The 26,293-nt window shown below is 69.2% G+C and carries 29 protein-coding genes and 2 pseudogenes; 10 read left to right on the top strand and 21 right to left on the bottom strand.

What is annotated here, in order from left to right; genetic code table 11:
- Nucleotides 1-601: 601 nt before the first annotated feature.
- The 10 genes from OG241_RS26730 to OG241_RS26685 form a co-directional block, all read right to left on the bottom strand.
- Entirely contained in the window at nucleotides 602-964 is a 363-nt protein-coding gene (locus tag OG241_RS26730; protein WP_405818603.1) for a glutamate ligase domain-containing protein, read from the bottom strand.
- Nucleotides 964-1,509 carry a C39 family peptidase gene (locus OG241_RS26725; protein WP_405818601.1) on the bottom strand — a complete coding sequence of 182 codons (546 nt, stop codon included), beginning with the start codon at nucleotides 1,507-1,509 and terminating at the stop codon, nucleotides 964-966. The genes OG241_RS26730 and OG241_RS26725 overlap by 1 nt, the downstream gene beginning before the upstream one ends.
- A 12-nt stretch (nucleotides 1,510-1,521) precedes the next feature.
- Complete coding sequence (locus OG241_RS26720; protein ID WP_405818599.1) at nucleotides 1,522-2,613, bottom strand: ATP-grasp domain-containing protein; 1,092 nt, start codon at nucleotides 2,611-2,613, stop codon at nucleotides 1,522-1,524.
- Nucleotides 2,610-3,410, bottom strand: coding sequence for a diaminopimelate epimerase (gene dapF, locus OG241_RS26715; RefSeq protein WP_405818598.1), 801 nt, complete (start codon nucleotides 3,408-3,410; stop codon nucleotides 2,610-2,612). The genes OG241_RS26720 and dapF overlap by 4 nt, the downstream gene beginning before the upstream one ends.
- Before the next feature lie 60 nt (nucleotides 3,411-3,470).
- The gene (locus OG241_RS26710; protein WP_405818596.1) at nucleotides 3,471-3,716 is read right to left on the bottom strand and encodes a hypothetical protein; all 246 of its coding nucleotides are present in this window, start codon (nucleotides 3,714-3,716) and stop codon (nucleotides 3,471-3,473) included.
- Between the two features lie 83 nt (nucleotides 3,717-3,799).
- Complete coding sequence (locus tag OG241_RS26705; RefSeq protein WP_405818594.1) at nucleotides 3,800-4,342, bottom strand: NUDIX hydrolase; 543 nt, start codon at nucleotides 4,340-4,342, stop codon at nucleotides 3,800-3,802.
- A complete protein-coding gene (locus OG241_RS26700; protein WP_405818592.1) occupies nucleotides 4,339-4,614 on the bottom strand; it encodes a hypothetical protein in 276 nt (91 codons plus the stop codon). Before OG241_RS26700 ends, OG241_RS26705 begins: the two co-directional genes overlap by 4 nt.
- A 209-nt stretch (nucleotides 4,615-4,823) precedes the next feature.
- On the bottom strand, nucleotides 4,824-5,669 hold the full coding sequence (locus OG241_RS26695) for a helix-turn-helix domain-containing protein (RefSeq protein WP_405818590.1): 846 nt from the start codon (nucleotides 5,667-5,669) through the stop codon (nucleotides 4,824-4,826).
- A 27-nt stretch (nucleotides 5,670-5,696) separates the two neighbouring features.
- Nucleotides 5,697-6,218 (bottom strand): DUF6879 family protein, encoded by a 522-nt coding sequence (locus OG241_RS26690; RefSeq protein WP_405826435.1) that lies wholly within the window; start codon nucleotides 6,216-6,218, stop codon nucleotides 5,697-5,699.
- Nucleotides 6,196-6,426, bottom strand: a complete 231-nt coding sequence (locus OG241_RS26685) for a hypothetical protein (RefSeq protein WP_356536542.1) — start codon at nucleotides 6,424-6,426, stop codon at nucleotides 6,196-6,198. Before OG241_RS26685 ends, OG241_RS26690 begins: the two co-directional genes overlap by 23 nt.
- A gap of 555 nt (nucleotides 6,427-6,981) precedes the next feature.
- On the opposite strand from OG241_RS26685, the gene OG241_RS26680 reads away from it, so the two are divergent.
- From OG241_RS26680 to OG241_RS26670, 3 genes are all read left to right on the top strand, one after another.
- The gene (locus OG241_RS26680; RefSeq protein ID WP_405818588.1) at nucleotides 6,982-7,317 is read left to right on the top strand and encodes a DUF317 domain-containing protein; all 336 of its coding nucleotides are present in this window, start codon (nucleotides 6,982-6,984) and stop codon (nucleotides 7,315-7,317) included.
- Between the two features lie 230 nt (nucleotides 7,318-7,547).
- On the top strand, nucleotides 7,548-8,090 hold the full coding sequence (locus OG241_RS26675; protein ID WP_405818586.1) for a jacalin-like lectin: 543 nt from the start codon (nucleotides 7,548-7,550) through the stop codon (nucleotides 8,088-8,090).
- Between the two features lie 1,150 nt (nucleotides 8,091-9,240).
- Nucleotides 9,241-10,467, top strand: a complete 1,227-nt coding sequence (locus OG241_RS26670; protein ID WP_405818584.1) for an IS30 family transposase — start codon at nucleotides 9,241-9,243, stop codon at nucleotides 10,465-10,467.
- A 67-nt stretch (nucleotides 10,468-10,534) separates the two neighbouring features.
- On the opposite strand, the gene OG241_RS26665 is transcribed toward OG241_RS26670, so the two are convergent.
- From OG241_RS26665 to OG241_RS26645, 5 genes are all read right to left on the bottom strand, one after another.
- Nucleotides 10,535-12,247: a relaxase/mobilization nuclease domain-containing protein gene (locus tag OG241_RS26665; protein ID WP_405818583.1), complete on the bottom strand. Its 1,713-nt coding sequence runs from the start codon at nucleotides 12,245-12,247 to the stop codon at nucleotides 10,535-10,537.
- Nucleotides 12,244-12,585, bottom strand: a complete 342-nt coding sequence (locus OG241_RS26660) for a plasmid mobilization relaxosome protein MobC (protein ID WP_405818581.1) — start codon at nucleotides 12,583-12,585, stop codon at nucleotides 12,244-12,246. Before OG241_RS26660 ends, OG241_RS26665 begins: the two co-directional genes overlap by 4 nt.
- A 398-nt stretch (nucleotides 12,586-12,983) precedes the next feature.
- A complete protein-coding gene (locus tag OG241_RS26655) occupies nucleotides 12,984-13,916 on the bottom strand; it encodes a DUF2637 domain-containing protein (RefSeq protein WP_405826433.1) in 933 nt (310 codons plus the stop codon).
- 322 nt (nucleotides 13,917-14,238) lie between these two features.
- Nucleotides 14,239-14,922, bottom strand: coding sequence for a hypothetical protein (locus tag OG241_RS26650; RefSeq protein ID WP_210533459.1), 684 nt, complete (start codon nucleotides 14,920-14,922; stop codon nucleotides 14,239-14,241).
- A gap of 7 nt (nucleotides 14,923-14,929) precedes the next feature.
- Complete coding sequence (locus tag OG241_RS26645; RefSeq protein ID WP_037727274.1) at nucleotides 14,930-15,781, bottom strand: DNA-binding protein; 852 nt, start codon at nucleotides 15,779-15,781, stop codon at nucleotides 14,930-14,932.
- A 475-nt stretch (nucleotides 15,782-16,256) separates the two neighbouring features.
- Here OG241_RS26645 and OG241_RS26640 point away from each other — a divergent pair, with 475 nt between their 5' ends.
- The 4 genes from OG241_RS26640 (at nucleotide 16,257) to OG241_RS26625 (ending at nucleotide 18,961) form a co-directional block, all read left to right on the top strand.
- Entirely contained in the window at nucleotides 16,257-16,514 is a 258-nt protein-coding gene (locus tag OG241_RS26640) for a helix-turn-helix domain-containing protein (protein ID WP_037727276.1), read from the top strand.
- A 129-nt stretch (nucleotides 16,515-16,643) separates the two neighbouring features.
- Nucleotides 16,644-16,856 carry a helix-turn-helix domain-containing protein gene (locus tag OG241_RS26635; RefSeq protein ID WP_405818578.1) on the top strand — a complete coding sequence of 71 codons (213 nt, stop codon included), beginning with the start codon at nucleotides 16,644-16,646 and terminating at the stop codon, nucleotides 16,854-16,856.
- Nucleotides 16,856-18,007, top strand: a complete 1,152-nt coding sequence (locus OG241_RS26630; protein ID WP_060904835.1) for a site-specific integrase — start codon at nucleotides 16,856-16,858, stop codon at nucleotides 18,005-18,007. The genes OG241_RS26635 and OG241_RS26630 overlap by 1 nt, the downstream gene beginning before the upstream one ends.
- A gap of 429 nt (nucleotides 18,008-18,436) precedes the next feature.
- Nucleotides 18,437-18,961: a CGNR zinc finger domain-containing protein gene (locus OG241_RS26625; protein WP_037727284.1), complete on the top strand. Its 525-nt coding sequence runs from the start codon at nucleotides 18,437-18,439 to the stop codon at nucleotides 18,959-18,961.
- Between the two features lie 139 nt (nucleotides 18,962-19,100).
- Here OG241_RS26625 and OG241_RS26620 read toward each other — a convergent pair whose 3' ends face one another.
- The 3 genes from OG241_RS26620 to OG241_RS26610 form a co-directional block, all read right to left on the bottom strand.
- Nucleotides 19,101-20,018 (bottom strand): AEC family transporter, encoded by a 918-nt coding sequence (locus tag OG241_RS26620; RefSeq protein WP_037727286.1) that lies wholly within the window; start codon nucleotides 20,016-20,018, stop codon nucleotides 19,101-19,103.
- Nucleotides 20,015-21,169: an aminotransferase class I/II-fold pyridoxal phosphate-dependent enzyme gene (locus OG241_RS26615; protein ID WP_405818575.1), complete on the bottom strand. Its 1,155-nt coding sequence runs from the start codon at nucleotides 21,167-21,169 to the stop codon at nucleotides 20,015-20,017. Before OG241_RS26615 ends, OG241_RS26620 begins: the two co-directional genes overlap by 4 nt.
- A 381-nt stretch (nucleotides 21,170-21,550) precedes the next feature.
- Nucleotides 21,551-22,393 carry an SDR family oxidoreductase gene (locus OG241_RS26610; RefSeq protein ID WP_405818573.1) on the bottom strand — a complete coding sequence of 281 codons (843 nt, stop codon included), beginning with the start codon at nucleotides 22,391-22,393 and terminating at the stop codon, nucleotides 21,551-21,553.
- A gap of 64 nt (nucleotides 22,394-22,457) precedes the next feature.
- Here OG241_RS26610 and OG241_RS26605 point away from each other — a divergent pair, with 64 nt between their 5' ends.
- Nucleotides 22,458-22,811: a helix-turn-helix domain-containing protein gene (locus OG241_RS26605; RefSeq protein ID WP_199838124.1), complete on the top strand. Its 354-nt coding sequence runs from the start codon at nucleotides 22,458-22,460 to the stop codon at nucleotides 22,809-22,811.
- A 17-nt stretch (nucleotides 22,812-22,828) separates the two neighbouring features.
- Here OG241_RS26605 and OG241_RS26600 read toward each other — a convergent pair whose 3' ends face one another.
- Nucleotides 22,829-23,704 (bottom strand): polysaccharide deacetylase family protein, encoded by an 876-nt coding sequence (locus OG241_RS26600; RefSeq protein ID WP_405818571.1) that lies wholly within the window; start codon nucleotides 23,702-23,704, stop codon nucleotides 22,829-22,831.
- Nucleotides 23,705-23,806: 102 nt separating this feature from the next.
- On the opposite strand from OG241_RS26600, the pseudogene OG241_RS26595 reads away from it, so the two are divergent.
- Nucleotides 23,807-24,141: pseudogene (locus tag OG241_RS26595) on the top strand (transposase); the annotation flags it as partial.
- A 31-nt stretch (nucleotides 24,142-24,172) separates the two neighbouring features.
- Here the strand turns inward: OG241_RS26595 and OG241_RS26590 are convergent.
- Both OG241_RS26590 and OG241_RS26585 read right to left on the bottom strand, forming a co-directional pair.
- Complete coding sequence (locus OG241_RS26590) at nucleotides 24,173-24,991, bottom strand: alpha/beta hydrolase (protein ID WP_405818569.1); 819 nt, start codon at nucleotides 24,989-24,991, stop codon at nucleotides 24,173-24,175.
- A gap of 206 nt (nucleotides 24,992-25,197) precedes the next feature.
- Nucleotides 25,198-25,815, bottom strand: a complete 618-nt coding sequence (locus OG241_RS26585) for a TetR/AcrR family transcriptional regulator (protein WP_405818567.1) — start codon at nucleotides 25,813-25,815, stop codon at nucleotides 25,198-25,200.
- 104 nt (nucleotides 25,816-25,919) lie between these two features.
- On the opposite strand from OG241_RS26585, the pseudogene OG241_RS26580 reads away from it, so the two are divergent.
- A pseudogene (locus OG241_RS26580) lies at nucleotides 25,920-26,285 on the top strand (cytochrome P450); the annotation flags it as partial.
- Between the last annotated feature and the right edge of the window lie 8 nt (nucleotides 26,286-26,293).

The raw sequence follows: 26,293 nt of genomic DNA, 5'->3' as shown, positions 1-26,293 counted from the left end.
ACCCCTCGCGTCGAAACGCGCACGCTCATCCCCGGCACACCCACGCGAAAGCCGAAGCTCATGACGTCTCCCCCTTCCCTGCGGGGAAGGAGTCTCTCACCGCTCAGGAGCCGATACAGGAAAGATTGCAGCATCCGTACGGGTTTGGGACCGAGGGGTGGCGTTAGAGGCTGCTTCCCTTGACGCCGGAGACGGGCGGCACAAGGTGGCCGCCGTGGAACTGGTCCGGCCGACCCACTGAACTCCGGAGTCGGCTGGCGAGTTTCGAGCCCACGGGTGGTGTGACCCTGTCCGCGGATACTGCTGCAGCGGTCCGTGAAGCCGACGCTGATCACGTCCGTCGAGCGGACCGCCGCTTCGGCCGCGCTGGCGCGCCCGCCCTGGGAACTGGGGCTGTGTGCAGGCTGCGGTCGGGCTGATGCGTCGGCATGGACGCCATGCGGCCATGTATTGCGTGGTGTGCCGCGCCGAACTCAACGGTCGATAGCTCGGGAGCCTTTGCACCGTCCCGGGTGACCTGGCAAACCCCGAACCGGGTCGTTCCTCCCGAGTACGAGCCAGGGTGGGGCCGTGCCCTGGGGGCAAGCGAGCCGGCGGCTGCTCATAGGCCGGTGACGGGTTGCCCGGTGAGTGCTTGGGCGATCTGCCAGAGCTGGCCACCACGGGACGCCTTCACGAGCACAACGTCGCCGGGGCGGAGGATTGAGTCGAGGTAGGCGGCGGCGGTGCCGTTGTCGCCGACCATCGCGATGTCCGGCACGCCTGCCGCGCCCGCCGCGAGGGCGAGTTGCTTGGCGAGTGTGTCGCCGACCGCCACGATGAGATCGACGCCGTTCTCGGCTGCCAGGCGGCCGACCTCGCGGTGGGCTTCCACGGCTTCGTCGCCCAGCTCCAGCATTTCTCCGAGTACGGCGATCCTTCGGCCGCTTGGGGCCTCGGCCGTGTCGCCGTCTGCCTCGGGCATCAGGACTCTCCGTTGTTCAGGGGCGCGAAGGTGATCGCGCGGCCGGCGTAGGAAGGGAACAGGCGACTCAGGGGGACTCGATCGTGCGTCTGACCCCAGGCCGACGGATCCCGGATGAAGATGGTGGGGTCGGGACCGTCCTCGCAACCGCGAACGATGACGAGGTGGCCTCCGGAACGGCCGTCGTCGGGGAGCTGCTCGGTGACGGACACGATGACGGGTGCGTCGTCGAGGCGGGCGAGCAGGTCTTCGACCGGTACGGGTTCTGCGGTCGCAGGGACGCCGAGGTCGGTGGCCAGGCTGGCGATTCCCGCGTGGAGTGCGCCACGCGGGGTCAGGACCTCGTTCTTGACCGCGAGTTTCAGCAGTTCCGTCACCGTGGGTGCCGTGCGCCCGTAGGCGAGCAGGATCATTCTCAGTGAGGCCAGGCCGCACGCCCGGTTGGACCATTCCATCCGGTCCCCGAGTGCCCATCCTCCGTGCAGATCCCATTCGGAGGGGGCGATGAGCTGTCGGCACATGGGGACGTCGTGGACGCGCGGCACAGCGGCGGGCTCCTACGGTGAGACGGCAGCCTCCCGAGTCGGCGTGGGGCTGGAGAACGCGGGAGTGGGCAGGGGGACATCGTAGGGCGGGCGGGTCAACGCCTCGTGCAGCATGGCCACTACGACATCCGTGTGCGTGAGTCCGACCATCGCGGCGCCCACCACGAAGTTGCTGTCGCGGGACATGCCCGGCGTGGTGTTGACCTCCAGCACGTACGGCTGGTCGTCCTCGGCGAGGATGAAGTCGACGCGCGCCGAGCCACGCAGCCCGAGCCCGTCCCACAGCGTTGCGGCGTGTTCGGTGACTTTGGCCAGTACCTCGGATGGCAGCTCGGCAGCCCGTACGGTCACAGTGCCCCGGGAATCCATGTCGAGCTTCGTGTCGGCGTCGTAGAACTCCGCCTCGGTGGCTTCGGCGGCCAGCGGGGGAAGTGCGATGACAGCGCCTCCGGGCAGTTCCAGGAGCCCCACGGTCAGGGGTACGCCGGTCAGGTAGTCCTCGACGAGTACGGTTTCGCCTTCTTCACCGGCAGCGGCCGCCAGTGCCCTGGGGAGGTCTGCCTGTTCGTGTACCAGGCTCATGCCGACACTGGATCCGCCGAAGGGCGGTTTGACCATCGCGGCCCGTCCGTTCCAGTCCATCGGGCCGCCGGACCACACCCACCATCCGGGTGTGGGGACACCGAGGCTCAGCATCACCCGCTTGCAGAGGATCTTGTCGGCGGCCACCGCGGACGCTGCGACCCCGCTGCCGCAGTACGGCACGCGCAGGTAGTCGAGCAGGCCCTGTAGCCTCCCGTCCTCGCCGTACGGCCCGTGAAGGTTCGAGAGGGCCACGTCGTACCCGGCCAACTCCATAATGAAGTCCGGCTCGCACGGGTTCAGCACTTTCCAGCGGGCACCGATGTCGTCCAGGGCCCCGGACAGGGCGGTCACGGAACGCTGGTCCACGGGGCACTTCGAGTGGTAGAGCCGGTCCTCTGCTGATACCGGCCCGTAAACGAGGGCGACGCCTACCCTCGCTCGATCGCGCTGCCAGTCGCGAAGGTTCTGGGCGGCCTCTCGCACCGCGAGGTCAGAGCTGGAGTCGAGGAACACAGTCATGCGAGGACCCCTTCGAAGGTGTTGGTGACCGGTCCGCCGACCCAGTGAGTCCGCTTCGGCCGGTCGGGATGTGGCCGGACCGTGAGCGGTTCCCCGGCGCGGTTGTGGACGGTGACGGTGCGCGGCGATACGAGTCCGCGCAGGGTGGCGATGACGACGGCCGCGACGGCTCCGCTCCCGCACGACAGGGTTTCCGCCTCGACGCCCCGCTCGTAGGTGCGGATCTTCAGCGTCTGGTGGCCGGCGGCCTGTACGAAGTTGACGTTCGTCCCCAGCGGGGCAAGGTCTGCGTGGTGGCGGACGAGGCGCCCGACGAGTACCGCGTCGATGGCGTCCACGTCGTTCACGACGGCGACGACGTGTTCGGTGCCGGTGTGGGCGCTGTCGAACCAGGTCGGCCTGCCGTTGATGACGGTCTGCACGCGGCGGGGATGGATCGCGCCGACCTCGGCCGTGACCCACACGGAGTCGTCGCTGACGATCGCCTCGTGCGTCACCCCCGCCATGCGGAGAGTCATCTCGCGGAAGCCGTGGTCGTGGTGCGCGGCCCAGGCAGTACACCGCAGGGCGTTGCCGCACATCGTCGCGACCGAGCCGTCGGCGTTGAAACAGCCGACTTCGAGAACGACCGGGCTGATGCTGATCAGGCTGCTGATGACAAGGCCGTCCGCGCCTACGCCGGTTCGCCTGGCACAGAGACGTTCGGCCTCCTTCGACCAGTCCGTCTCGGCGTTCGGCGTCGGGTCGGATAACAGGACGAAGTCGTTCCCCGCTCCGTGGATCTTGCGGAAGCGCATGGCAAAGCTCCTCGCTGGGCTGAGGTGACAGGTCTCGTGATGGCCCAAAAGGGCCCGGGGTCACAGGAGTTCGATGGGCCGATACATGGTCGTCTGCTTGCTCATGACCCACGGAGAGTGCCCGTCGAAGAGCAGCACCCGGTGTCCCGAGGTGCCGGCGGACCGCATGTCGCGGACCGGCAGGTACAGCCCGTCGAGGCACACGAAGTCGCCTATGCGGACATCACTGGGCTGCCTCTGACCGGCGATGGTGCCGAAGGGAGGAGGGGGTGCAGGAGTCGGGTCGGTGGTGCGGCGCTCGTACATTCAGCCTCTCCAGATCGCCAGGAGGGTCGAGCCGCCGAGCGCCAAGAGACTTGCCGCGTAGGCGAGTTGCTGGTTCCGGGGGCTCACGGGACACCGACCAGGTGGCCGTGAAGGCGGTCGCGGACTGACGGGATACCGATCTCCCCAAGGGGCATCCAGGCCGCCGCGCTGGCTTCGATCACCAGCGGAGCGATGGCGCCAGAGTGGGCCCGGAAGAGGTAGCGGAAGCCGATCCGGAGGCGGGGGCCGTACCCGTGTTGCCCGGCTCGGGTCACGTCGATCAGGAAGGGGCCCTCGCTGTCGGGCTCCGTCCATACCTCGCGAATGCCGACCGCCTTGGCCAACAGACGCAGGGCAGCCCCGCTGAGCGATTCGTCCTGCGCCTCCGGCTCCGCTTCGGCAAGGGCGAAGGCTCCTTCATACCGTAGGGACAGGACGCGATTGCGTTCGTCGACGACGACCGCGCCCGTCGTCACGAGGGGGCAGCGCCGGCTGTGGGCGCAGGCCCCGCGCCGTGCGTGGTCGCGGGCGGCGTCGCACACCGGCATCAGCGCCGTCTTCTCGTCAGGGTGCTCGTGGATGTAGTGGGACAGCTCCCGGATGATCTGGTCCTCCCTGACACTCACGGGGCACCGAGCCCGTGGCGCTGCGTATAGACCCACAGGAGCCTGCGGGTGATGTCGGCGGCGTCCCGGAGGTAGATGAAGGCGCCGAACGACGGGGTCTCTGCGGTCGGACGGTTCTGCAGGTCGAGGAGGCGGTACCCCGTGCGGAACAGTTCCCGCACGTCCTCGTCCTCGTCTGCTCCCAGATCCTCACCGAGGAGAAGGTTGAGGTGCCCGATGATCTCCGGCAGGCACCCGTCCATGTCCTTGCGGGTCGAGGTGGCCATCTGCATGGCGAGCACTGCATCGGTGCTCTCGGAGATTGTCTCGACGTCGACCGGGAGAACTTCGGTCCCAGCGCTGTCGGTTGCTCTCGATGCCTTGCCACTACTTGCCACAGTGATCACCTTCGCCCCTTCAGCGCACGTGTTCCAGCCGTGCCAGTAACGCTAGGAAGGGAGACGGGAGGGGCTCTACGAGTGTGCCGGAACTTGCCCGGCGTTCACCCCAGGGATTCGATGGCTGCCGTGATGAGTTCGCGTGCTGCTGGGCCGTAGACGGCAAGTTCGGCCAGATCCGTGAACGTCTGGGCATACATGGCAAGTTCGTGCTTCTGTGTCACGGCGAGGTGGGCCGAGACGAGTTCGACGTGGACCGTGTGGTCGTCGTACAGGAAGAAGCCCTCGACAGGCCAGAGGCTGGAGCGGTCGGCGTCCTCAGGGATGATGCCGATGCTCACCGAGGGAAGCGCCATGACGCTGAGCAGGTAGCCGAGTTGACCGGCCATCACCTCAGTGCTGCCTATGCGCTTTCGGAGTGCTCCCTCTTCCAGGAGGACCGCGAACGTGTGGTTGCCGTACACGATCTGCTGCTTCTCCACACGCACCCTGACGGCCGCCGGCACGTCATCAATGAGGCCGCGACGGACGCGAATGGAGGTGAGCAGTGCGGTGATGTACGAGCCCGTCTGCACCGGTCCGGGAATCAGCCACGGCGAGTAGATCCGGAAGCGCTGAGTGCGTTCCCACAGCGGGAGGACGGACTCCTGGGCCTGCTTCAGGCCGGTGCGCTCCATCCGGCGCCACTCGACATACATGCCCTCGATGCCACGGGCCGTCGAGACGAGATCCTCGGCCGCGCTCTGTGCGCCGCAAGCGGCGGCCCACGCACGGAGATCGCGCTCCGAGGGCGGACGCGTGCCGCTCTCGAAGCGCGAACACTTCGACTCGTGCCAGCCGAGACTGCCGGCCAACGCCCGCTTGGTGAGCCCGGCTTCGAGCCGGATTTCACTCAGGCGTTTCCCCAGGGCCCTGCGGGCTTCCTGAACGCTCGAAGATGGTGATGTCATGTCGCTGCGAAGGTGCTGTTCGAGCTGTCAGGCCGACTGGGCCGGCTGGAACTCTGCGTGCGGTGTCGCCCGCGCCCACACGGCCTCGAAGGCCGACTCGCAGAGCTTTGCGACCTCCGGGTCTTCGGTGAGTTCCATCTCCATGTTCTCGCCTTCGCCGTCGAAGTGGTTGACGAGGACGAGGCTGGAGTCGAAGAGCCAGAAGTCGTTGCCCGGAAGCGTGAGGTCCGTGGCGTTGCGTCGGGAGAGCCAGCGGACGTCTTCGCCGGCGGCGATGTTGAGTCCGTCCGTCACGTCGTACTCGAAGCGGATGTACTCGCTGACGGGAGTCGACACTATGCGGGCCCGGCGGACCTCGACGCCTCGCGAGGTCGCCTCCGTGACGAGGCTGAGCCAGTCACCCCAACGCGCGGCCGGATCGAGTGCCTTACCGGCCTGCCAGTCGACGAAGGCCGGGTCCGACTTCATGTAGGCGTCGCGCATTTCCAGATGGACGGCTGTCCGCCGGCAGTCGCGGAACAGTTCCTCAAACGTCGGGGTCCGCATCAGCCTTCTTCACCTCCAGGAAGAACTGCACCATGCGCCGGGGGATCTCCACCACCGACTCATGGCCGGGGATGTCCATCTGCCCGAGGCGCTCGATGTCCTCCACCTTCAACCCCTGCACGAGGTAGCTGTCCTTCTCCTCGTCGAGGTAGATGGTGGGGGAGCCGCCACTGGGACTCTCCGGGTCCTTACCGAGCTTACGCAGAGCCATGATGTCCTCCTCGGATGCCGGTAACGATCTCTGTGCCAGAGCTTGCCCGCGACGGTGCCGTGAAACGAGGAACTTGCCGAAACTTGCCAGGAGTACGGGAGTTGACCTTACGCGGCCGAGGGGTAGAGCGACGAGCGGCAGGCCAGTCGGGGGACCCCTGGGATGGCCGGATTCGATTGCTGTCTGCCCCTCTTCGCTGGGAAACCTCGGTCGATGGAAGGGAGTGCGGGTCCCTTCGACGATTCGCCAGTTAGCCGACGGCAGACAGGGAAGATCCGGAAACTACTGGTGCTTAGCGGACGGCCATGTCAACGTGGACGATCTTCCGAAACCTCAGGTCAACGACGGTCAGCAACCCATCTCGACCGCACGGAGGCGCCCCTGCACCCGCACCACTCCAGCGATCCTTCCCTTCCCGACCTGCCGGACTCCGTGTACTGGGTCACCCCGCGTCACCTCGCCGGTGACGACGGCGTTCTCGCCGAGCGGATCGGCGACACCCTGGCCGGCCTCGGCTGACGCTTGTGGCCCACAGCCCGCCACACCCTGTTGTACGTGAGCCCGGACGGGCTGCGCGGCGCCGAGTGGATCCTCGCGGCCCACCCGTTCGAGCTGGGCGGACTGCCCGTCGCCTGGCAACTGAGTGCCCGCCCGCATGCCACGTCTGTGATGACGGAGTGGAACGCGTACTTCACCACCGGCGGTCCGTACGAGGCGCTCGCCGATCTCCTCCTGGCGATCGACGCCCGTGAGGCGCCCGACGCGGGCTTCGACGGGCCTGAGACTGTCATCAACGCGCTCAGTGCCTTGGGCTGGATCCGCGACGTGGACCGCCCCCGCACCACCGACGCCAAGCCCCGAGACTGGCGCGCTCCCGACCCCGAACCGTAGAGCGAGGACCCGGCATGACCGGGACGTGCATCTGCCGGATCCGCTGGCTGCGGCTCGTTGAATTCCGGGTGCTGTGACACTGGCCACACCTCTCCATTGGTTACGTTGAGGAAACTGGCCACCGGGGTGACAAATGGGCCTCACCAGCAACAACGACACGGCGCTTAACCCGGCAGTGTCACTCTGCGAAGTCGCCCTGCCCGGTCGGCTTCCCGAGCAAAGGATCACTCATGCGAGCCTTCCCCCTTCGCCGGTTGGGCCTGTCCGCTGTTCTCGCGGCCGCCCTCCTCCCCGGCGTCCTCGTGGTCTCCGAGCTGCCCGCGGCCGCCCAGCCGTGGAGTAATCCCTTTGAGTTCGGCGGGCACGGCGGCAACGACTTCACCGACGCCCCCGTGGCTCGGGACGGCAACTACGTCAGTAACGTCACCATCCGGACCGGCGATCGTGTCGACCAGGTCGGCCTGCGCTTCCGCAACGGCACCCAGGTCACCCACGGTGGCAACGGCGGCACCTTGCACACGCTCAATCTCTACAACCGCGAGCGCGTGATCTCGGTGGAGATGTGCGCAAGCGGTGGTGACGGCAGACGGCTCACCTACATCCGGTTCACGACCGACCGAGGCCGTACCCTCTCCGGCGGCCGCAGGACCGGGGACTGCGTCACCGTGGGCCTGCCGCGTGACGCTGACCACACGATGATAGGCGGCTTCCACGGCGCCGCCGGCGCCAATGTCGACAGGCTCGGCTTCATCTACACGGGTCCCCGCAGCTGAAGGAAGACGCCGCCCGCCGAACCGCCGGCATCCCGGCGTTCGGCGGGCGGTGAGGCCCGTTCCGGGTCGTCCTGAGACGGCCCGGTCTACGGCTCAGGCCCGGGCGGGGCGGTCGATCCGAGGGGTGTGGGATTTCGTTCACCCGGTGCCGCCGCGGATCACCGGACCGGGTTTCACTCACAGCGCCGCAGTGGCCGGATGTTGCTGGTCTCAGTGCCTGCAAAATCCTTGCGCAGGTCGTCGTCTTCGACAGTGACGATGTGCATGCCCGAGCGAACGCCTCGTTGACAGCGCGGTGCGCATCGCGTTCCGCGCGTAGCGGGCAGGTCATCGCTCAGGTCGATGCCGCTCTCGCCGAGCACCGCGCCCGGCACACGCCGCCGACCGGCGGCGTGATCGATGGCGTGCGGTACGAGGTCGAGCCGGCCGCGACCGACAGCCCGACCAGCGCCCTGTTCCGCGCCTGGTACGCCGGCCGATCCACCCCGACTGGCACGCCGCCACCCAGCAGGCCATCGTGGCTGCGGCCGGCGCCACCGTCACGGACGGAACCTTGCCCGAGGCCACCCACCGCACCCTGGCTCAGGCGCTGCTCACTGCGGCCGGCCTCCCTCACGGGAAGCCGGCCGCAGCCTTGTTGGGCCCGGCCGCCAAGTCCCAGTGCCGACCGGACCATCGCCCGTTCTCGTCCAGCCGCCACGGACACTGGGCGGTCCGCGACCTGAGCCGAGTCGGGTCGGCAGCCTCCACGCACCTGTCGGGGGCACGTTTGCGGAGGTCTGACCAAGGCTCCAAACTACCGCGCCGACCCCCGGTCCCGGCCAGCGGAACCACCCGATCGAAGTGGGGCCAAATCACCTTGCTACAGGGGCGCGAATCACATCAATACACGCCCCCTCCAGCCGGTGAGTGGAGCCAAAAGAAGTCCGTGCGCTGGAGCCAAAACAAGTGCTTACAGACAGCCCAAGAGCGGCGAGGGCCGGCTCACCGTCGTCCGCCGCAGCTGACGACCCGCGCCCTGACGGAGCCGCAGGCGTGATGGCGCTGGCCAGGGACCGGGTCGCTCACCCACCTCCCTTACTCACCGGTGCCCCTCTGCCTGTCCCTTGAGTTCTAGTGGTCGTCGCAACACCCCAGCTCATGGGGTGGGATGGACTTCGATGTTCGCAAGGTTCGCAAGGCTCAGGGGCCCAGGAAGCTGCGCCGGGAGAGGGAGGAATACTTCCGGCTCATGCAGCTGGGGTACTCGAACAAGGAAGCCTGCCAGGTCGTCGGGATCAACCTGCGGACCGGCCGTGAATGGCGGAACGGCAGGACGAGCCCCCACCGGACCGTGGCGCCCGCGCATGCTCCGCGGACACCACGGTCCGCCTCGTCGCGGTACCTGCGCGAGGACGAGCGCATCCACATAGCCGACCGGCTACGGGAGAAGGCAACCGTCCGGGCCATCGCGGCCGAGCTGGACCGGAGTCCCTCGACGGTCAGCCGGGAGATCCGCCGCAACCGCACGGTCGACCCCCGTGGCCAGTGGCACTACCGGCCGTACGCGGCCCAGTCCCGCGCCGATGCCCGCCGGCCCCGTCCCAAGCCCGGGAAGATCGGCCAGAACCCCGAGCTGCGGGACTTCGTCCAGGACGGCCTGACCCGGCGATGGAGCCCGGAACAGATCTGCCAGGCTCTGCGCCGACAGTTCCCCGACCGGCCGGAGATGCACGTGACCCACGAGACGGTCTACCAGGCGCTCTACGTCCAAGGCCGGGGCGAACTCCGCCGCGAACTCGCCAAGGCTCTGCGGACCGGACGCGCCCGCCGCCGCCCTCACCGCCAGTCCAACAAACGCCAGCCCCGTGCGGTCAAAGACATGGTGATGATCAGCGACCGCCCCGCCGAAGCCGCCGACCGCGCCGTTCCCGGCCACTGGGAAGGTGACCTGATCATAGGCAAGGACCACCGCTCGGCGATCGGCACACTCGTCGAACGCTCCACCCGCTACGTGATGCTGGTCCACCTCCCCGTTGACCACACCGCCGCGAGCACCCGAGATGCCCTGACCGAGACCGTGAAGACACTTCCTGCCCACTTGCGACGCTCCCTGACCTGGGACCAAGGCAGCGAGATGGCCAGCCACCGGGCATTCACCCTGGCCACGAACATCCCGGTCTACTTCTGCGACCCGGCCAGCCCCTGGCAGCGCGGCTCGAACGAGAACACGAACGGCCTGCTACGGCAGTACTTCCCCAAGCGCACCGACCTCTCCGTCCACGACCGCGAACACCTGGACACCGTCGCCGCCGAACTCAACGGCCGCCCACGCAAAACACTCGACTGGGAAACCCCAGCCGAGCGCTTGGCTAAGCTCTTGACGACAACCAGTTGATCAACTGTGTTGCAACGACCCCTTGAATTCGCCTCCTTGGCAGAGGGGCACCGGTGTATGTGCTGCATCACCGCGTCTTGCGGGGCTGGCCGTCTCGGCTCGGGGCGGGCGAGGCTACGCGCCCGCTGCCCTTGGCCGCAGTGGGGATGACATTGGGCATCGTGGTGGCGTCGGCGGGCAGGTCGGCCAGACCGCGTAGCCGCCACACCAGCACGTCGCTGATCGAACCGGCGGTGCCCAACTCCCTCCGTCCTGCAGCCTCCGTCAGCAATGCGGCCGGGTCGTGGCCGGCGCTCTCGGTATCGGCGAGGGTGGCTGCCAGAGCGTGCCAGCCCGGCTCGGCCAGGATCTGTTCGGCCAGCTCAGGCACGGCCGCCCGGAGATGGGCGGCGTGCTTCTGGCGCAGGGGCTGGGACAGGCGCTGGCCTCGCTGGTAGAGCACGCTCAACGGGACGTTGGCGGCGGCTTGGTAGGCGGTGCGCAGGTGTTCGGCGGCCTCGCGGGCGGCGACGGCCTGCTGGGCGTGCTCCTTCTTCGCATGCCAGTGGGCTGCGGCGGTGACGAGGAAGAACAGCATGTCGATCGCCATCGCGGTGGTCGCGCCGTCTTCCCCGCGGCCGAGTGCCGGCCCGCTGTAGACGAGGTCGCGGGCGGCCTGGCGCAGGGCTCGGTCGTGCCCGCGTTCGGCCTTGACATGGGAGCGGGTGGCCCGCTCGAACGTGAAGGCTGCCGTGCGCAGTTGATCACGGGTGTGGGCGGCGGAGGTCTTGGCGAGCGCGTCCAGGACCTCCCCGGCGGCGGCAATGTGCGCGGCCACCTGGCCGTCGTCGCCGTTGTCGATGATCAGCAGCGCTTGCCATGCTGCGGTGGCCGTAGTTCTGCGCGCGGAGGCCGGACCGGGCGATGGAGGGGAGGGCGCTTCGCTTCCTCTGGAGGCTTCGCTGCCACCGGAGAAGCGTTTCCGGATGCGGGGCAGGGACAGGTCGGGGGAGAGGGTGGAACCGGCGTAGAACACGGGCTCCTTCTCGCCGTTGCGGTTGTCCGGGAGGGCGACCTTGTAGCCGAGCAGGTCGCCGGAGGGCGCGACGCGCTTGCGGATCAGCAGGCCGGCGGAGGCCAGCCGGTCGAAGAACTCCTCCTCGCTCATGGCTCCCGCTACTGCCCGCCGTACGGTCTCGCGCAGTTCCTCGCGTGCCGCCTGCTCCCTGCCCTCGCGCTGGGCCTTGTGGCGTTCGGCGCTGGTGGGGGGCTTGGCGGCGGTGCCGTCCCCGGGTGGGACGCGGCGCAGCCCGTAGTCGACTTCGATGCGGCGGCATTCGGCCTGGGCGCGGCGGGCCTCGTTGTGGCGGCGAGGCCGGCGGCCGTCGTCGCGGACGAGGGTGGCGATGATGTGGATGTGGTCGTCGGCGTGGCGGACGGCTGCCCACCGGCAGGCTTGCTCGTCGCTGTCGGGGGCGATGCCGGTGGCGGCGACCATGCGGCGGGCGATGGCCGCCCAGTCCTCGTCGGACAGGATCGGATCCTCGGGGGCGGCCCGCACCGACAGGTGCCACACATGCTTCTCGGGGCGCTTGCTGGCGGGCAGGGCGTTGACGGGCTGGTCGAGCAGGTGCTCAAGCTGCTCGTAGGTGGCTTTCGGGTCGCGGCCGGGGTCGGGGGTGAGCGGGTCGAAGGCTGCCACCAGGTGCGGGTCGATGTGCAACTCGTCGGTGCCGGGGCCGTAGAGGTATTTGATGAGCCCGATGGTCTCGCTGCCGCGCTTGTGGATGCTGGGGATCATGCCGGGGCACCGCCGTCGCGGTGGGCGAGCAGGGCGTCGGCGGCGTCCTCCATACGGCGGGCAGCGCTCCGGACGGCCTCGACCCCAGCCTCCAGGTGGGGCGCGTCCACACCGGAGTTGAGGGCCTTGGCGACCTGGTTGAACAGGCCGTGGATGCGGCCCAGGTGCCGGCGGGCGGCGAACAGCTCGTCGAGGACTTCTCGTTCGGTGGCGATCTCGGCGGCGGTGCGGTTCAGGTCGCGGGCGGCCTTGTCGACGGCGTAGGCGAGGAAGGCGGCGTTGGACATCTCGCAGTGGGTGGCGGCGTCGGTGAATCGCTTGAACTCGTGGTCGTTCATGCGGCAGCTGGGCTGGTGCACGCGCTTGCGTGACTTCGGTTGACGCGCGCGTTGACGTCTCTTCGAGAGGGACTCGGCCCGCCGGGTTTTTCCTGGCTGCGGTCCGCCCTCGGTCGCTGCCTGACGGTCCGGTGCCCCCTGGCGCCGGGCTGTTCCCGCCAACCCTGGGGCGGGAATCCCGGGAGCATTGCTCCCGGTACAACTTGCTGTGCTGTTCAGGCCGGTGGTCACCTCCTGTTGAGGGGTGGGGAGGTCGTGGTTCGGGTCGTGCATGGGGAGGTTCTCCGTGGGGTGCTGGTGCCGGGTACTTCGCGCTGCCCAACCCCCGTGCCCCAGGCTTGTCTGCCCAGGGCATGGGGTGAGCCGGAAGGCCGGGGTGGTCGGTGCGCTTGCGGGTCTCAGGTGGTGCCGACGGCGGCTGTGCCGAGATGCCTCTGGTGCTCGGAGGCGGCTTCATGGGGTCCGTCGCGAGGAGGCTCGGCCTCGATGTCGTCGTAGGCGACAGGGTCTGGCCGGTCGGTGCGTTCGACCTTCAGCTGATTGCGCAGGGTGCGGGCGCGGGTCTGGCTGATCCGTAGTTCGCTGCGCAGGCGCTGGGCGGTCAGCCGGTCGGCGCTCCAGTCGGCGGTCAGGAATCGGGCCTCGGCGAGGACCTCAGCGTCGGTGCGGGGGCGGTCGGCGGCCGACTCGGCAGTGGCGGTGGCCCGACCGGTCGCACGGCTCGGGGCGGCTCCGGTCGACTCAACTGCGGCGGCCGACCGAGGCGGTCGGGTAGAGCGGGCCACCTGGGTGGCCTCGGTCGGCCTCGGCACAGGAGTCTTGGCAGCCTTTGCGGGGGCCGACTCGGTCGGCTGCTCGGAGGCCGATTGATGCTGGACAGAGGTCGACCGTGCGTCCTGCTCGACGGCCGGCTGGCCAACCGCTTCGGCAGAGTCGGCCGACTCGGGGTGGTGGTGCAGCACCTTCGCGACGAGGTCCGACCCGAAGTAGATCGACCCGACCGGGAGCGAGGTGGCCAGCAGTACGAGGGCCCAGTTCGCCGGATCCCAGTCGGTCAGTCGGCCCCACCGGGTCGGCATGGTGTGCAGTGCCGGGGTGAGGCCGTGTACGTAGTTCAGCAGGAGGCTGGCGATCGTGTAGGTCGCCAGGACCCGCAGTGCGAACTTCCGGTCGGCGTCGGGCAGCACGAGTGTGGCGGTCAGCGCGAGGGCCATCAGCCCGTCGACCACGATCGGGTACAGCAGGGCGGCCGTGGAGTCGGCGCCGATGGCGCGGGCCACGTCGGACAGTGCGTTCCACGAGACCCGGAAGGCCATGAGGACCACAGCCATCAGGCCGACGACGAGGGTGAAGCGTGCAGCGCGGTTCGCGCGGTGGCCCCCGGCGCGTGCGTCTGCGCGGTGGCCGAGGCGAGCGCGGTGCCGGGCGATGTGAGAGCGATGGCTGTCGGTGCTGGGGCTGGCGGCCGGGGGTGTCGAGGTGGGGGAGGGCAAGTCAGATGTCTCCAGGGTGGGCATAAGAGGGCATGGGGAGAGGTCTCCGAGGAAGCCGTCCGGGCATGGCATTGGTGCTGCCGGGGCGGTGAAGGTGGGATTGGGGGGTGCGGCGGACGGGCCGTTGGTCAGGCGCCGGCGCCGATACGGAAGCCGCGGGTCACGCGTCCTGCCGGGCCAGCTCCGCCTTGGCGAGGTCCACGCGGGTGGGGTGCGGCCTCGTGCGGGGTGCGTTGCCCCGGGCGTGGCCGTCGAGGCCCAGGCGCCGGCTGCGGCAGGGCTCGCCCTCGTCGGCGTGGCACCACCGGCACGGGACGCTGAGGGCGTCGGGCTGTCCGGCGGCGACGGCAGCCTCGCGGGCGGCACGCGCGGGCCGGTAGGGGTCGAGTGCCGCGCGGACGGCTGGCGGGATGGAAGATCCGACGGCGGCCAGGCGGGCATCGAGGTCCCGGTGCGGGCCCCTGGCGAGCTGTCGGTGCGGGGAGGGCGCGGCGATGCCGGTGGCGACGGCGTGCCGTGTGCCGACGAGTTCGGCGCGCCAGGCGGCGGGGTTGTCCGGGTCGGTGACCGGAGTGGGATCGGTGTGCCGGTCCAGGCGGTCGCGGCGGTAGGCGCGCCACTTGCGGGCGACGTCCACCGGGAGGATCGGGTACGGAGAGTCCAGGATGTGGGCCCGTATCGCCTCACGGACGTCCCAGCCGTGACCGGTGGCGAAGGGCACGTCGTCGAGCAGCTCCTGCCACTGGACGATCTGGTCACGGGCATTGCCCGTGCCGGCGGGGATGGTGCGGGGATCGAGACGCCCGATGTAGGCGAGGACGGCGGCGACTTCACGTCGGTCCAAAGGCGGTCTACTCCGTTCCGGTCGGTTCGTCGAGGGCGGCGAGCAGGGCGGCCATGTGCGCCTCGGTGCGCGTCATGCCGGTGGTCGAGGTGGGGGTGGGCGTGCCACCGGGCAGGGCGTAGAGGCTCGGGCGGCCCGGAGCGGGGGTGCGTTCCCGAGCGATCCACGCGCGCCAGTCGGCGGCCCACGCGTCGGAGGTGCGGGGATCCCACGAGCTCCGGTAGGTGCGCCACTTGGCGTCCGCGGTGTGTAGGGCGGGCTCGCCGAGTCGGTCGAGATGCCCGTCGTGCTGGAGCCAGGCGCGGGTGCTGTCGTCGATCTGCCACTCGGTGGCGGAGATGAGCGACGGAGAGCTGCTGCTCTTACTACCGTTCACCTTCGGTTCTCTTCTGTTCTGGGGGTCGGAATCCGCACCCCTCTCGGGTCGGAATCCGTACCCCCTGGGGGCCAGATTCTGTTCCCCGGGGCCGGATTCCGATCCCCCCTCAAAGGGCTCGGCAGGGTCGGATTCTGACCCCCCGAGGGTCGGAATCCGATCCCCTTGGGGTGCCGCATTCCGGTCCCCCTCCCGAGGCTCATCGGCGAGGAACCGGGCGGCGATTGGGAGGCGGTAGTACGTCTCTCCCCTCGGCCCCTTGCGGTCGGGAAGCTGCACCAGTTCCCCGTCGGCGATCAACTTGGCGAGCGCATCGCGCACGGCGGTGCGGGAGGCATTGGCGCGTTTCATGAGGGTGGGCACGGACGCGTACGCGACGCAGTGCCGGTCGCGGCACCGATCGGCGATCAGGGCGAGGACCATGCGGGCGGTGCCTTTGCTGTGGCTGTGGTCCCACACCCATTCGCGGGCGTCGTAGCTCATCGGGGGGCGGCTCCTAGGTCGGGGCATGGAGGTGCAGGTGGCCCTTGTCGGGCGGTGCACAGGGAGGGGGTTGGCCCATCGCCTCGGCCGAAGGCGCGAGGGGGGGCTGGTGGCGTCGTATAGCCAAGACAGCCACATTCATGCCGCTCAAGTCCAGCATTCCGTCGAGAAATCAGACAGCTGACGGCGAACGCTTACTGCGAGCTAGGCATTGCCAAAATTATAAACCCGAATCGACCGTTGCCGAAATAACGGACCGTCAGGCGAAGCCAGAAGCATCACATCGGCAAGCCGTTGACGCGCCGCCGACGGGGAAGCTACAACACAACACCGCACGTCACAGTATCGATCGACGCGTCCATCCGCGTCCCCATCCCGACCCCCGGAAATCCCTCCGCAGCGTACGGCGCGGCGGGCAACATAGCCGACGATCGCCGGTTACCGAAACCGGCGATTGAGCCTTTGAATTGGAGCCATGCCCCCACGCTCATTGGAAATCGGTCCGGCAGGAATGCAGGCGGCCCGTGCCATCGGAATCCTCCGCGCCGAACGCGGCCTGTCACAAAGGCAGTTGGCTGACCGCGTGACAGACCTCGGCCACCCGATGTCCAACACCGTGTTGTCCCGCATCGAGCGCGCCCAGCGCCGTTGCGACGTCGACGACCTCATCGCGATCGCCGAGGCCCTCCACGTTCCGGCACCCGCGCTCCTGCCCGGCCGCCCCGCAGTCTGAACTGCCTTCCCCGCGCCACGGCTCGCCCCATTCCGCACCCGAGTGAGGACCCACCGCCCTTGCACCTGCCCGCAATATCCCCGGCTTCAGCCTGCCCCCAGCGCTCCTCCGCGACGGAGGTGATCGCGAATGGCTGACCGCCTCCTGACCGTCGCCGAGGCCGGCGAACTGCTTGGCACGGGCGAGCGCTTCGTCCGCCGCCTGATCGCCGAGCGCCGCATCCGCTACGTGAAGCTCGGCCGCCCCGTCCGCATCCCCGAGAGCGCGGTCGCCGAGTACGTCGAGGCGCGCACCGTCGAGCCGGTCCGCCGTGGCCGTACCCGCTATGTGAAGGCCGCCTGATGGCGGGACGCAAGCCGCAGCGGCGGCGCGAGTTCGGCACGACCCGCCAGCTCCCCTCGGGGCGGTGGCAGGCCCGCTACATCGGCCCCGACGGGCAGCGGCACACCGCCCCGGAGACGTTCGAGACGAAGTCCGACGCCCAGGACTGCCTCAACCTCGTTCGCGCGGACATCGAGCGCGACGTATGGCGCGACCCGGACGCCGGTGCGGTCAACTTCCAGAAGTACGCACTGCGTTGGATGGAGGAGCGGGGCCTGGCCCCCACCACCGTCGACCGCTACGACGGGCTCCTCCGACTCCACATCCTGCCGACCTTCAGCGGCAAGGACCTGGACGAGATCACCCCGCCCTCCGTCCGCACATGGCGTGCCGAGCGCTTGAAGGCGACCGGTGCCACGACAGTGGCCAAGTCGTACCGCCTGCTGAAGGCGATCCTGCAGACGGCGGTCGACGACGACCTCCTGCGCACCAACCCGTGCCGCATCAAGGGCGCGGGCAAGGAGGAGGCCGACGAACGCCCCACCGCCACCATCGAGCAGGTCTTCGACCTCGCCGACGCCATGGGCCCACGCTGGCGCCTGATGGTCCTGCTCGGTGCCTTCGCCTCCCTCCGCCCGGAGGAGCTGGCCGAACTACGCCGTCACCGTGTCGATGTCGACGAATGCTCCCTGCGCATCACCCAGGCGTCCCCGGAGCTGACCAACGGCAAGCGCGTCACCGGCGACCCCAAGACCCGGGCGGGCAAGCGCACGGTCTACCTGCCGGACTTCCTGAAGCCCGACATCCGCCGCCACCTTCAATGGTTCGCGGAGAAGGAGCCGAACGGCCTCCTCTTCGTGGGCGAAAAGGGCGCCCCCTTCCGCCGCTCGACGTTCGGCCGCAAGTGGCGCAAGGCGAGGACCAAGGTCGGTATGCCGGACAACTTCCGCTTCTACGACCTCCGCCACACCGGCAACACCCTCGCCGCCGACACCGGCGCCAAGCTGAAGGACCTCATGGTCCGCGCCGGCCAGTCCTCGGAACGTGCCCAGCTGATCTATCAGCACTCGACGGTGAAGCATCAACGGAGGCTGGCACAAGGGATCGATACCGAGGTGCGTGCGCAGCTCCGGGAAGCAGGCTCGGCTCAGCCGGGCGCTCGCGAGGCATGAGGCTCTCCAGGCGCGTTCGGCGAACCTCCTCCGCGATGCGGCGTTCCATACCAGCGACTTCGCGGCACGCGCCATACAGCCGACGAGACATTCCAAGGATGAGGTCCGTTCCTGGAAGCCTGACGGTCAGCATGTCCAGGCCGTCCTGGTTGCGGATTGTTCCCTCAGCGGCGTATCCACCGACCCGGCGGCGCAGATCATCCGTCGCCACGTCGCGTTCCAACAGGCGCAAGGTGTCCGAGCGCTGCAAACCCTGTCCGGCCTCGGGTCTACCGACGGGGGTGACTCGCAGTAGGGATCGCGTCCCATGAAGCCCGCGGGACATGACCCGGCAGCTGGTGCGGTTGAGCTGGGAGGCAACCTGCTGGGCGCCAGGCTCAGGTGTCGGCGCGCCTGGCTCTGCCAGAGGCTCTGTGCTGCAATGGTCAAATGCAGTTTGAGCATGACAACATGGTCGGGGTTCACTTGGCTGTGGCGCTGGTGAATCTCGATTCGAGTGGTTCATGGATGCCTGCGCCCTTGGAAATGACGCTGCGGGCGCATCAGGTTCGTCGTCCGCAGGTCACTGGCTCCACATCCGAGGACATCAGAGCGTGGTCGCGGCTGATGAGGCCGGTCTTCGAGGCATCCTCACAGGCCGAACGCTGCCAGAACATCAACGCTCTGCTCGCGGACGGCGCCGGAAGCGTGTACCTGACCACGCACGACAACCTGCGGCCCCACTTGCACTTCGCTCCAGATGCCCAGGACCTCCAAAGCCGCGTGAAAGCCGTGACCGCCGGAGGTCTGGCCATTTTCGCCCTGCAAGCCGAAGGGGAACGACTGGGCGTCTGCGCGCTGGGCTCTTGCCGGACCGCTTTCGTCGACACCAGCCGCAACGGCCGCCGTGCCTACTGTTCCTCCCGCTGCGCCAACACCGATGCGGTCCGCCGCCACCGCGACAAGCGACGCTGAGCGCTCCGCTGGAGGTGCGGTGACGGGCCGTCGTTCGGCTGTGGCGCCGTCGTGGCTGGTCGCGCAGTTCCCCGCGACCCTCGAGGGCGTTGCCGAACCGCAGTGGCCTTCACCGGGTCTGCTTGGCGTCGGGTTGGAGCTATGCCGGGACCAGTGCCATGACGAGCGGGACAGCGGCTGTGCCCAGGAGTGTTTGTGTCGCGGTGATCCCGGCCATCAGTGGTGCATCGCCACCGAGTTGCCTGGCCATGATGTACGACGACGATGCCGTGGGCAGGGCCTGGAAGAGCACGGCGATGATCAGCGCGTGAGAGCCCAGGCCGAAGAGCCGTCCCGCCAGGTACGTCGCGGCCGGCATGAGCGCGAACTTGGCGGACGACGAGGTGAGGATCGGTGCCACCCACGACCGTGCCGCCCCGAAGCGCAGAGCGGCACCGATGCAGAGGAGCCCCAGGGGCATGGAGGCGGCTCCCAACGCCTTGAGTGCTGGTGCGATGCCCGGCGGCACGTTCAGATCGAGTGCCTGCAGGAGGATGCCTGCTACGCAGGCGAGGATGAGCGGGTTGGTCACGAGCTGCTTGACGATGCCCGCGAAGTGCAGACGCGCGGTCCCGAACCGGGCGAAGACCAGCACGCACAGCACATTGACGGTGGGCACGATCGCGGCGTTGCAGATCGCGGCGAAGGCGACGCCCTTGGTGCCGAACAGGCCGGCGGCGATCGTCACGCCGATGTAGTTGTTGAACCGGATGCTGCCTTGAAAGACCGAGGTGAAGGCGTCGCCGTCCAGCCGCATCAGTGGCTTGCAGGCGATGACCAGCGCGGCCACCGCCACTGTGGCGGAGATCAGGGTGCCTGCCAGGGCCCCGGTCGGCAGATCGTCGGTGTCGGCGGTCGCGAGGCTGTGCAGAAAGAGGGCCGGCAGCAGGACGCGGTAGCTGAGGCGCTCGGCTTCGGACCAGAAACCCTCGTCTGTGATCATCGATCGCTTGAGCGCGTAGCCCAGCGCGATCAGCAGGACGATCGGCACGAGTGCCCTTACGGTCAGGGCGATCACGCGGAGATCCCGTCCAGCGTGGCGACGATGATGCGGCAGCCCTCTTCCAGGGCGGCGATGTCGGTGGCGAAGGAGAGCCGCAGGTGACCCGGCGCTCCGAAGGCGCTGCCCGGGACAGTCGCGCATCCCGCTTCGAGGAGGGCGTCCGCTGCTGCGAGGTCGTTGCCGGCCGCGAGGCGCGGGAAGAGGTAGAAGGCGCCGTCGGGTTCCACCGTGTCCAGGTGCCGGCTTCGCTTGAGGATCGCCAGGCCCGCGTCGCGGCGTCGGCGGTATGTCTCCCGTCGTTCCGCCAGAAGATCCTGCGGTCCCTGCAGGGCGGCGACCGCGGCGATCTGGCTCACGGTCGAGGTCTGCGTGCAGTTGTGCGTCTGTACGGCGGTGATGCGGTGGATCAGATCGGGCGCGCCGAATCCCCAGCCGACACGCCAGCCGGTCATCGCGTAAGCCTTGGAGACGCCGTCGACCAGCAGGATCCGCTCGCGCAGGTCGGGCGCGACCTGGGCGATGCTGACGTACTCCCCGGCGTGGTAGCGGATGTGAGCGTAGATCTCGTCCGACAGGATCAGTGTCGAGGGGTGGCGCCGCAGCACCTCGGCGAGACCGGCCAGGAGGTCATGGCCGTAGGTGGCGCCCGACGGATTGCCGGGAGCGTTGAGCACGATCCAGCGGGTGCGCTCGGTCACGGCCGCCGCCACCGCGTCGGGGGTGAGCCTGAATCCTGACTCGGCCGGGCAGGGGACGATCACGGGCACGGCACCGCACAGGCGAACCATGTCCGGATAGCTCGCCCAGTAGGGCGCTGGGATGATCACCTCGTCGCCCGGGCGCAGGGTTGCGAAGAACGCGTTGAAGATCACCTGCTTGGCGCCGCACCCCACGGCCACCTCGGCGTCCGAATAGCTCAGAGCGCGGTCTCGTTCCAGCGCATGCCGGGCGGCACGGCGCAGTTCGGGTGTCCCGCTGGCCGACGTGTAGCCCATGGGGCGGGCGGCGGCTCGCTGGGCGGCGGCAACGGCGTGAACGGGTGGGGCGAAGTCCGGCTCGCCGAGCGTGAGGTCGATGATGCGACGGCCGGCCGCACGGTACTCGGCCGCCCGGCGAGCCATCTCCAGGATCGGCGAACCGGCAGGCGCCGTCGGGGGACTAGACAACGGTCAGCTCCCTCACCATCGACCGGCAGACGCCTCGCGGCGAGCGTCGAGCCCGCGCTCGGGCGGGCGACAGCGGGGGCTCGGCCGACCGCGCGCCTCCTGCTTCTTCGCTGGTCGGGCCGGATGGATCGGCGGTCTGTGGGCTGAGCTTCGTACCGTTCATGTCGTCAGGCTGGTGTAACGCCGTTAGGCATTTCAACCATTACTGATCCACCGGGCGGCCCGTGGGGTCGCGGTCCGGCATCCCCGCCATGAACCCGCACGCGGTGGCGCCTGCCTGCGGAGTGGCCGGCAGTGCTTGGAGGCAAGTCCTCCAAGCACTGCGGCAGAACGGCTGATGTCAGATCGGCGCTCGTGCGGTACGGAACGCCTCCCGGCCCGTCACAGACCCATGTTCTCCAGCCACTGCGTCGTGGTCCGGGGCGTGACGTCCAGCAGCTTCTGCGCGGAGTTCTCCGGCGCGATCGAACGGCCTGGCATCGCGCTCATGGCCCGGTACGCCTCCGCGATGCCGGCTGCGGGACCTTCGCCGATCAGGGGTGCCACGGAGGTACGGAACTCATCAGGGCTGATCGGCCCGAAGACCACGTCCCGCCCGAACCGGGCGGCGAACGCCTCGGCCAGATCAGGCCCGGTGATCGCCGGGTACTGTCCGACCCCGATCACCCCGGTGACGTCCGGCCGCTCGAACAAGGCGACCGCGACGTCGGCGATGTCCAGATGCGACGCCCAGGAGACGGGGAAGTCGGAGCGGATCGGGTACGGCAGCACCCCTCGTTCCCGGACGGAATCGACGACGTACGGCATGAGCAGGTTCTCCAGGTACAGCTCGGGGGCGATCACCGCATGGGACACCCCGCTGTCGGCCAGGCCGGCGGCCAGCGTCGCGGTGGCGCGGTCGATGGCGCGGTCGATCGGGAAACCGCTGGTGGAGAACACCACGCGGCCCGGCCGGGCCGCACGGACGGCGGCGAGGATGTTGTTCGCGAAGGCCAGGCGGTCCTCCTCCGCGCCCACCGGCAGGTGGACGAACACTCCGTCGGCGCCGCGGTAGGCAGCGGTCAGGTCGGTGACGGAGGAGTAGCCCGCAGCCACGACGCGCGCGCCGTGCACGGTGGCGTCCGGGTTGCGGGTCAGCGCGGTCACGGACTTGCCTGCGGCGGTGAGAGCGGAAACGACAGGGGCACCCTGGGCGCCGGTGGCGCCATGGATCACGTAGGTCATGCGAGCTATTAGTGCACACGATGCACCGGTTACATCAACTGCACTAATGGGTTACTCTCGAAAAGTGACCGATCCCTGTCTTCCCGAGTGCGGTGTGGCCCGGTTCCTCACCCTTCTCAACGGCCCCTGGGCGACCCTCATCGTGCGCGAACTCCTCAAGGGCCCTCACCGCTTCACCGAACTGCGCCAAGCCCTGCCCGGCATCAGCCCCCACACTCTGACCAGCCGGCTGCGCCAGTTCGAGACCCACGGCATCGTCATCCGCACCGCGTACGCGGAGATCCCCCCGCGCGTCGAGTACCGTCTCACCCCCCTCGGCGAGGACCTACGCCAGGTTCTCGACGCCATGGCGACCTGGGCCGAGTCGGTTCCCGCCCCGGAGGCCGTCCCCCAGGTCCCCGGCCGAGGGGGCAGGTGAGCACCGGTAAGCGTCGATCAGAGGGTCGCGCGCAGGTGGCTGACCGTGACGAAGTGGTAGTCGCGGGCGGTCAGCGTGCGCAGGATCCGCGGGACGGCGGCGACCGGGGTGGGGTGGATGTCGTGCATCAGAACGACGTCGTTGGGCCCCGCCTTGCTGATGACGGTCTGGGCGACCTTGGCGGCGTCGCGGTACTTCCAGTCCTCGGTGTCCACGTCCCACAGCACGGGTGAGAGGCGGGTGGCGGCCCGGACCTGCGTGTTCATGGCGCCGTAGGGCGGTCGGAAGAGGGCGGGGGCCTTGCCGGTCGCGGCCTCGATGGCGGCGCTGGTGCGGCTCAGCTGGGAGGCGACCTGCTCGGCGCCGAGTTTGGTGAGATCGGGGTGGTTCCAGGAGTGGTTGCCGATCTCGTTTCCGGCGCGGGCGGCGGCGCGGACCAGGTCCGGGTGGGCGGCGACGTTCTGACCGGTGGTGAAGAAGGTGGCCCGTGCCTTGTACTGCGCCAGGTAGGTCAGCAGGGTCGCGGTCTCCGGAGCCGCCGGTCCGTCGTCGAAGGTCAGGGCGACGCACTTGACCTTCTTGCAGTCGGTGTCGTCGTCGCCGGAGGCGGTGTGGGTGGGCACGGCCTGCGTGGGGGTGTGGGACGCGCCCAGGTCGAGCGAACGGCTGGGCGTCACGGTCTGCTGCTGGACACGCTGTCCGAACGCGGACAGCCAGGGGCTGATCGTCTCCTTGGACAAGGTCACCGCGTAGGACCCGGCGGCCGGAGTGCCGACATCGCCGCGGTCGAAGGCCGCTCGCAGTCCGCCGTCGGCGGTGAACGCCATGTCGTCCAGGACGGCGGAGCGGGAGGCCGGGTCGGAGAACGTGCCGTCGAGGGCGGCGGCGTCCACGCCCTCGCGCCCCTTTAGCTGATCCTTCAACGCGGTGGCGAAGGCGTCCTAGGGGCCCTCGGCGATGAGTCCTAGGGCTGCGCGGTAAGCGCCGGCCTTGCCACCGTCCGCACCGTTTCCCGCCCCAAGGACGCGACCGGGTTCGTCGTTTTGCCACGTCGTTGGGTCGTGGAACGCTCTCTCGGCTGGATCATGCACGCCCGCCGTCTGGTCCGCGACTACGAACGCCTCCCGCAGCACAGCGAGGCTCTGATCACCTGGGCGGCCATCACCCTGATGACCCGCCGCCTGACCCAGCCGACCCGTCAGGCTCTCCAGGATCCCCGCGAACGGCCCCTTCGTCCGGCCTGACCTGCCGCTCCCCGCCTTCTGTTCCGATCAGGCCGTTGCCTACCCTGATGCACAGGGCAGCCGGGCAACCGCCGCCCCGCCCCAGGCTCCCAGCCCCTGAGCCGGATCGGGCCGGTCTCACAGCGCGCTCTCGAGCGCCCGTGCCTGCCGGCGCCAGAACTCCCGTGAGACCTCGGCCTTGGCGAACAGTGCGTCGAAGCCGTGGAAAGCGCCTGGAACGATGTGGAGGTCGCAGGGGACGCCGCTCGCACTCAGGCGGCGCGCGTACTCGACGTCCTCGTCGTGGAAGAGGTCGAGGGTGCCGACGCCGATCCAGGCCGGAGGGAGACCGGTGAGGTCCTCGCGGCGGGCTGCGGCGGCGTACGGGGAGACGTCCGGGCCCGCGACGGCGTCGCCGAGGTAGGACGACCAGCCGTACCGGTTGCTCTTGGGCGTCCAGACGCGCACCTTGAGCTTGTCCAGGTCGGTTCTCGTCGTTGTGCGGTCGTCCAGCATGGGGTAGATGAGCAGTTGGAACACCGGGTGGATCTCGGCCCGGTCATGGGCGAGCAAGGCGAGGGCGGCGGCGATTCCGCCGCCGGCGCTGGCACCGCCGATCGCGATGCGGTCGGTGTCGATGTGCAGGTCACCCGCACGCTCGGCCAGGCCGAGCAGCCCGGCGTAGGCGTCCTCGACCGCGGCGGGCGCGGGATGGTCGGGCCCCAGCCGGTAGCGGACCGCGGCGACGGTGATGCCCAGTTCGCGGACGAAGGCGATGTTCGTACGGTCGTCCTGCTCGGGTGCGCCGAAGATCAGCCCGCCTCCGTGGATCCAGAGCAGCGCCGGGGCCGCTTCCTTCAAGCCGGTCGGCTGGAAGACGCGCAGCGAGACGGACGGCGCGCCCTGGGGCCCGGGCACCGTGATCTCCTGGACCGTGACGCCCGGGCCCGGATCCACCGCGCTCCTCCTCACGCTTCGTGAGATGCGGGACGACAGACGTCCGTAGGACACCTTGGGGATGAAGCGACCTCGTGCGAGATCGGGGTGGAAGGCACTCATCGGGTCCTCGTGTTTCCCCTCGGTGAGGGTGATTCGCGGGTGGTCAAGGGCGTACGGCATCGTCCGGCCACCCGGTGGGCGGACGGCCTCGAGGGCGGACGCGGTTATAAAGCCGCTGCGACGGCGCCGATCGGCAGGCCGGCGCGCAGCTGCGAGAGGCTCTCGCGGATCAGATCGGGCAGCGCCACGTCGCCCTCACCCGTTGCCCATATCTCCACGGACGTCCGCAGTGCGGCGGACACCACGGCGGCCATCAGACGCGGAGCCATGTCGTGTCCGGCGTCGGTTCCGGTGCGCTCGGCGACGAGCTCCGTGAGCTGCTGGTGGACGTGCTCGAACGTGACGAGGTGCTGCGCGTGCATCGCCGGGTCGTCCTCGACCGCGCGCATCAGCAGCACCATGTCGTCGCGCCGGCCGATGAACGCCGTGACGAAGGACGGGAGCACCTGCGTCAGGGAATCCCACAGCGGCTCTCCCGCGGGCCTGGCCCGCAGGGCATCTGTGATGGAAGCACCACGCGTCACCAGCCCATCGAGGATCGCCTCCTCACGGCCGGCGAAGTAGTTGCGAAACGTCCGCGGCGAGACATCCGCCGCCTCGGCGATCGCCTCCGGGGTCGCCGCTTCCAGACCCCGCTCGACCATCAAGGACCACGCCGCATGGCTCAGGGCCGCGCGCGTCGCCAGCTTCTTGCGTTCCCGCAGGCTCACCTCGAGCGTCATACACGGAACCATCCAAGATATTTTCCATTTTGGCAAGTTTTCAGGCTTGGCAAGATCTGCGAGAGGGTCCCAAGACGAGGTCGGCGGCTGGACCATACCGCCACGTAGCAGGCCAGGAGCCGGTCACCAACCAGATCACCACCGCCCTGATCGCGCTCTTCCGCCACCCCGACCAACTCGCCCGGCTCCGCGACCACCCGGACCTGCTGCCGCGCGCGGTCAAGGAGTTGCTCCGCCATGACAGTGCCTTCGAGCTGACCACCTGGCGCTTCTTCGACCAGGACAGCGACCTGTACGGCACCGAAGTCCCGGCCGGAGACTCCGTGATCGTCTCCCTGTGCGCGGCCAACCGCGACCCCCGCCGATTCCCGGACCCCGACACCCTGGACTTCGAGCGATCGCCGAACCCCCACCTGGCCTTCGGCCACGGCATCCACTGCTGCCCCGGCGCCGCCCTCGCCCGCGCCGAACGGGGGCG

The organism is Streptomyces sp. NBC_01390 (genome assembly GCF_045040105.1).
Lineage (GTDB): Bacteria > Actinomycetota > Actinomycetes > Streptomycetales > Streptomycetaceae > Streptomyces.
Note: the sequence above shows the minus strand (reverse complement) of the source record. Positions and strands in the feature narration are given on the sequence as shown.